6 protein-coding genes are annotated in these 5,097 nt (G+C 40.6%); 4 read left to right on the top strand and 2 right to left on the bottom strand.

Annotation, left to right across the window (positions count from 1 at the left end; translation table 11 throughout):
• Positions 1-243 precede the first annotated feature (243 nt).
• Positions 244-873, bottom strand: a complete 630-nt coding sequence (locus ACFQ38_RS11675) for a YktB family protein (protein WP_336824868.1) — start codon at positions 871-873, stop codon at positions 244-246.
• 159 nt (positions 874-1,032) lie between these two features.
• Between ACFQ38_RS11675 and ACFQ38_RS11670 the strand changes: the two genes are divergently transcribed.
• Complete coding sequence (locus tag ACFQ38_RS11670; protein WP_336824867.1) at positions 1,033-1,230, top strand: hypothetical protein; 198 nt, start codon at positions 1,033-1,035, stop codon at positions 1,228-1,230.
• A 232-nt stretch (positions 1,231-1,462) separates the two neighbouring features.
• Positions 1,463-2,254 (top strand): inositol monophosphatase family protein, encoded by a 792-nt coding sequence (locus tag ACFQ38_RS11665; protein ID WP_336824866.1) that lies wholly within the window; start codon positions 1,463-1,465, stop codon positions 2,252-2,254.
• 61 nt (positions 2,255-2,315) lie between these two features.
• Here the strand turns inward: ACFQ38_RS11665 and ACFQ38_RS11660 are convergent, their stop codons facing one another.
• The gene (locus ACFQ38_RS11660; RefSeq protein WP_336824865.1) at positions 2,316-2,501 is read right to left on the bottom strand and encodes a YlaF family protein; all 186 of its coding nucleotides are present in this window, start codon (positions 2,499-2,501) and stop codon (positions 2,316-2,318) included.
• Positions 2,502-2,601: 100 nt separating this feature from the next.
• On the opposite strand from ACFQ38_RS11660, the gene typA reads away from it, so the two are divergent.
• On the top strand, positions 2,602-4,443 hold the full coding sequence (typA, locus tag ACFQ38_RS11655; protein WP_336824864.1) for a translational GTPase TypA: 1,842 nt from the start codon (positions 2,602-2,604) through the stop codon (positions 4,441-4,443).
• Between the two features lie 205 nt (positions 4,444-4,648).
• Positions 4,649-4,981, top strand: a complete 333-nt coding sequence (locus ACFQ38_RS11650; protein WP_336824863.1) for a YlaH-like family protein — start codon at positions 4,649-4,651, stop codon at positions 4,979-4,981.
• The last annotated feature ends 116 nt before the right edge of the window (positions 4,982-5,097 follow it).

Genomic DNA, 5,097 nt, shown 5'->3' with positions numbered 1-5,097 from the left:
CTGGAACGGAAAGCGACGGTTGTCAGGGGTTCCCCATTTATTCTCCAACCAGAAAGGGACTATCACAGAAAATCAGTTTTCACTGACTTTCTGGACAGCCCCCTTCTTTTTTTGATTTTTTACGTTAGTAGAAAGCGGTCCGTTTCAATAGCGTGTAGTAAAACGAGCGAAATGGGAATTTATTTCTGCGCCGCTTTTCTTAGAGAATGCGTGAATTCAAGCGATTTATGCGTTTTGTGATGCTTAAGAACGGCCAATCATGACATCATAAATAGGGAACAGCTCATCGATCGTTGATTCGCAAAGTGTCATAAATTCTTTTTCGCTTAATTGATATGCAGCTTCTGGCTGTACATGTTTCCCGATAACGAGTTCAGCTTTTTTGACAGTTAGAAGGCGCTCCAAAAGCTTCTCAATCCCCTCTTTGCTAATTTCCTTAATATTCATCGCGTCAGGTTTCATATGATCTCCATTTATGACAAAGTCTTTAGGCAATGATTGAATCAATTTACTGTTTTGCAGAAGCCTTTCAGCAATTCCTTTTTTATCTGGATTTTCATAAATAACAGCTAAAACGATAAACAGATGGGTGCCCCATAAGCCAACTTGGAAATGAGGCAATGCCTTATATCCTCTTTTAGCCGGTGCGAAGGCGACCCAACTGTCCTTCGGCGGATTGACCGTACGTCTGGCATGCCTTGCGATATGAGGGTAAAATTCACCCGTTCCGTGGGATGATAAGTAAGTTGATAAATGATCTCCGATGAGTTTGAACTTCGGCTGGATTTTATTTTGAAGAGCCTCCATTCTATGTTCTAAACCATCGATTGAAAAGACATCAAAATCGTCTTTTGTCCAAAATTGGTACGACATCTTATTACCTCCGTTTAATTATTCCACGTTTATCGTAACAGAAAATGGGGAACAATCTTATACAAGAAGGCTTATAACTAACAAAAGCGACGAGGCCGGCATACGCTAAGAGTAAGAATACGTTGGACGGAAGCTAATTACAAAAAGGGGTGTTAATCCATGAAACAAGTTGTCCATATCATTCGTAAAGCTGAGATTGAAAAGGAATATGTGAAGCTGCTGCATTTAGAATTGGATTATGAATTAGCTACGCTTCATGATGCAGTCCAAGAAAAAGATGAAAAGCAAATTGAAAAAAGCAAGCTTAGACTCACTGAAATCCATAGTGAGCTGGAGACGTTTAATGCGTTTGCTTAATGGAAGCCTGTTGAGCCGGAGAAAGGTGCCTTCACGAATTCTTCTGAAATGGAGGAAACGTGAATGACACCTTTTTTATTTACCCATAGGCGGGAATTTGTAAACAGGTTGGCCATTGATTGATTGTGTTATAATGGATTGGCCGCGAAACGGATATAGTTGAAGCGGCCATTATACATATGCACAATTCAAATTACGGATGAATTTTACCGTTACAATAAGGGGGATGGCAATGAATTGGGGAATGATTGACCGGTATGCAAAGTCATTGATCCGGGAAGCAGGCCATAAAATTAGAGTATCATTTTTCAATACGATCGATATTGAATCAAAAGCGGATGCCAATGATCTTGTTACGAATATCGACAGAGGGATCGAGCAGTTTTTCATAAAAAGGATTCGGAAAGACTTTCCCGACCATAAAATTTTTGGCGAGGAAGGGTTCGGAGATCAAATTGATTCACTTGATGGCATCATATGGATGCTTGATCCGATTGACGGTACGATGAACTTCATTCACCAAAAACGGAATTTCGCCATTTCATTAGGCATTTATATGGATGGGATGGGCATCTTAGGATATATATATGATGTGATGAACGATGATTTTTATCATGCTATGAAGGGCGAAGGTGCATATTACAACGATGAGCGGCTTCCTGCATTGGAAAGCACACCTTTGGAATTAGCAATCATTGGTGTGAACGCAAGCTGGGTAGCGCCGAATCGGCGTATTGAAAATGAACCGATTGCGAAAATGGTACAAGCTTGTCGAGGAACACGCTCTTACGGTTCGGCGGCGATTGAATTGGCATATGTTGCTTCGGGGAGAATCGACGCGTATATGTCATTGCGTCTATCGCCATGGGATATTGCTGGAGGCATGGTCATTGCACAGGAAGTTGGAGCGATTGCGACGAATATGAAAGGTGAAAAACCGCATTTATTGGGACAAGATACATTCATTGTCGCAAAGCCGAAGTTGCATGATGAATTGCTGACAAATTATATTCAATTAAAATAAAATGAAAAAGGGACTGGAATGATCGTAAAGATTCCAGTCCCTTTATATGAAAGAAGTAGCATTAAAGCAATCCTTCTTCGCGCATTTTCTTTTTTGTTTTGAAGCCGTTCCCCATGACGAAGAATAGGGCTAAAATAGAGATGGCGGCAACAGGAATGCTGCGCATGCCGACACCGACACCAATTCCGCACATTGCAGCTACTGCAGCGAGAGAATAAATGACGAAAACCCATTTAATGTTTTTCAATTGAATTAACCTCCGCCTAAAGTAAATGTTTTTTAATCTATGTCCTATGTGCTATAATAACACAGTTAAGCATCTGAAAAAAGACAAACGGAGTGAAAATATGACAACAATACGTAATGATTTACGAAATATAGCGATCATCGCACACGTCGACCACGGAAAAACAACTCTTGTCGACCAATTATTGAAACAATCCGGGATTTTCCGGACGAATGAGCATGTGGAAGAACGTGCAATGGACTCCAATGATCTTGAACGTGAACGAGGAATTACGATTTTAGCCAAAAATACTGGTATTGAATATAAAGATACAAAAATCAACATTTTGGATACCCCTGGACATGCTGATTTTGGGGGAGAAGTAGAACGGATTTTAAAAATGGTTGATGGTGTTATTCTTGTAGTCGACTCCTTTGAGGGATGTATGCCGCAAACCCGGTTTGTTTTGAAAAAAGCATTGGAAACTAATTTGAAGCCAATTGTCGTAGTCAATAAGATTGACCGGGAATTTGCACGTCCGGAAGAAGTCGTCGACGAAGTGTTGGAGCTATTCATCGAGTTGGATGCCAACGACGAACAACTGGAATTCCCAGTTGTCTATGCTTCAGGATTTAATGGAACAGCAAGTTTATCACCTAACCCTGCTGATCAGGAAGATACACTACGGGTTCTATTCGACGCCATTGTAGAACATATCCCGGCACCGATTGACAATCGTGATGAGCCGTTGCAATTCCAAGTTTCGCTTTTGGACTACAATGACTATGTTGGACGAATCGGCATCGGTCGAGTGTTTAGAGGAACGATGAAAGTCGGTCAACAAGTTACAGTCATTAAACACGACGGATCAACGAAAAATTTCCGAGTTACAAAAATGTATGGGTTTTTAGGTCTTAAAAGAATTGAAATCAATGAAGCAAACGCTGGAGATCTCGTTGCCATTTCAGGAATGGAAGGGATCGATGTTGGCGATACGGTATGTCCTGTAGACCATCCTGAGGCATTGCCGGCTCTTCATATCGATGAACCGACATTGCAAATGACATTTTTAGTGAACAATAGCCCTTTTGCAGGTAAAGAAGGGAAATGGGTAACTGCAAGGAAAATTGAAGAGCGGTTAGAGCAACAATTGGAAACGGACGTATCTTTGCGTGTTGATCCGACGGATTCTCCTGATGCATGGGTCGTTTCCGGCAGGGGCGAACTACATTTGTCCATATTAATTGAAAATATGCGACGGGAGGGCTATGAACTTCAGGTATCTAAACCGGAAGTCATTATAAAAGAGATCGATGGTGTTCGCTCTGAGCCTGTAGAACGGGTGCAAATCGATATTCCAGAAGAGTATACTGGCTCCATCATTGAGTCGATTGGCGAGCGAAAAGGTGAAATGCTTGATATGATCAATAATGGAAATGGCCAAGTACGACTCATATTCCTAGTTCCTGCACGTGGCTTGATTGGCTATTCTACAGAGTTTCTTTCTTTAACAAGAGGATATGGGATCATCAATCATACTTTCGATTCGTACAAGCCTGTCGCTCATGGGAAGGTTGGCGGAAGACGCCATGGTGTATTAGTTTCCATGGAGACCGGAACCGTTACTGGATATGGTATAATGCAATTGGAAGATAGAGGTATTATGTTTGTAGAGGCCGGAACTGAAATTTATGCAGGGATGGTTGTCGGTGAAAATAACCGTGATAATGATTTGACGATCAATTTGACGAAAGTAAAACATGCAACAAACGTCCGTTCAGCAACAAAGGACCAAACTGTCACGACGAAAAAACCTCGGATTTTATCATTGGAAGAGGCTTTGCAATATGTTGGTGATGACGAATATTGTGAAGTGACTCCTCAATCAATTCGTTTGCGCAAAAAAATCCTCGATAAGAACGAACGGGAACGTGCACAAAAAAAGAAAAAACTTGGTGAATGAGTTGTGCGGTACTCATCTGTTGCAAAATTTTCACATCGGCAAGAACAGTTGTTAGCTCGAAAAAACAGATAGTAAAGTTGAGCTGGCAATAACTTGTATGAGCGGGTGTGTATATTATCCCCACTCATACAAGTTTCACTGTATAATAATAGTGGGAAATAAAAAGAATGCGTACAATCGCTTTGCTTAGAAGGGAATGTGCTATATGAATGGTACTATTGGGGATGCAGATACAATTGAAGCAATGTCTCCAGTTGTTCGAATGATTTATGAGCTGACATCATCTTCAATGACTGGTATTTTGTTGTTCATTGTCGTTTTCATCCTTTCAGCTATCGTTTATAAGTTAGGTTTTGCGCGCAAAATAAAGCTTTGGCAAAATGTTGTCGTTTATAGTTTCCTATTTTTAGGATGTATTATTTTGACGTTTTTCGCCATTTTCCTTCCGATCGTAGAAGGGCTTATAGTTGCCGCGCTAATTTTGATCATTTATAGAGTACGCCGTATGAATGAACATAAACAAAACTCCACCAACTAGCTGGTGGAGTTTTCAGACTGTAGACAAAAGGGTTGGAAATCGAATTGATTTCCAACCCTTTTGTCAATTATGAAGTTATTTTAACGGAAAAAGGCCTTTTTATCTCGTAATATTAG

The sequence above is a fragment of the Sporosarcina contaminans genome (assembly GCF_042679045.1).
Taxonomy (GTDB): domain Bacteria; phylum Bacillota; class Bacilli; order Bacillales_A; family Planococcaceae; genus Sporosarcina; species Sporosarcina contaminans.
The sequence above is the reverse complement of the archived record's forward strand: the minus strand, read 5'-3'. Positions and strand labels throughout refer to the sequence as shown.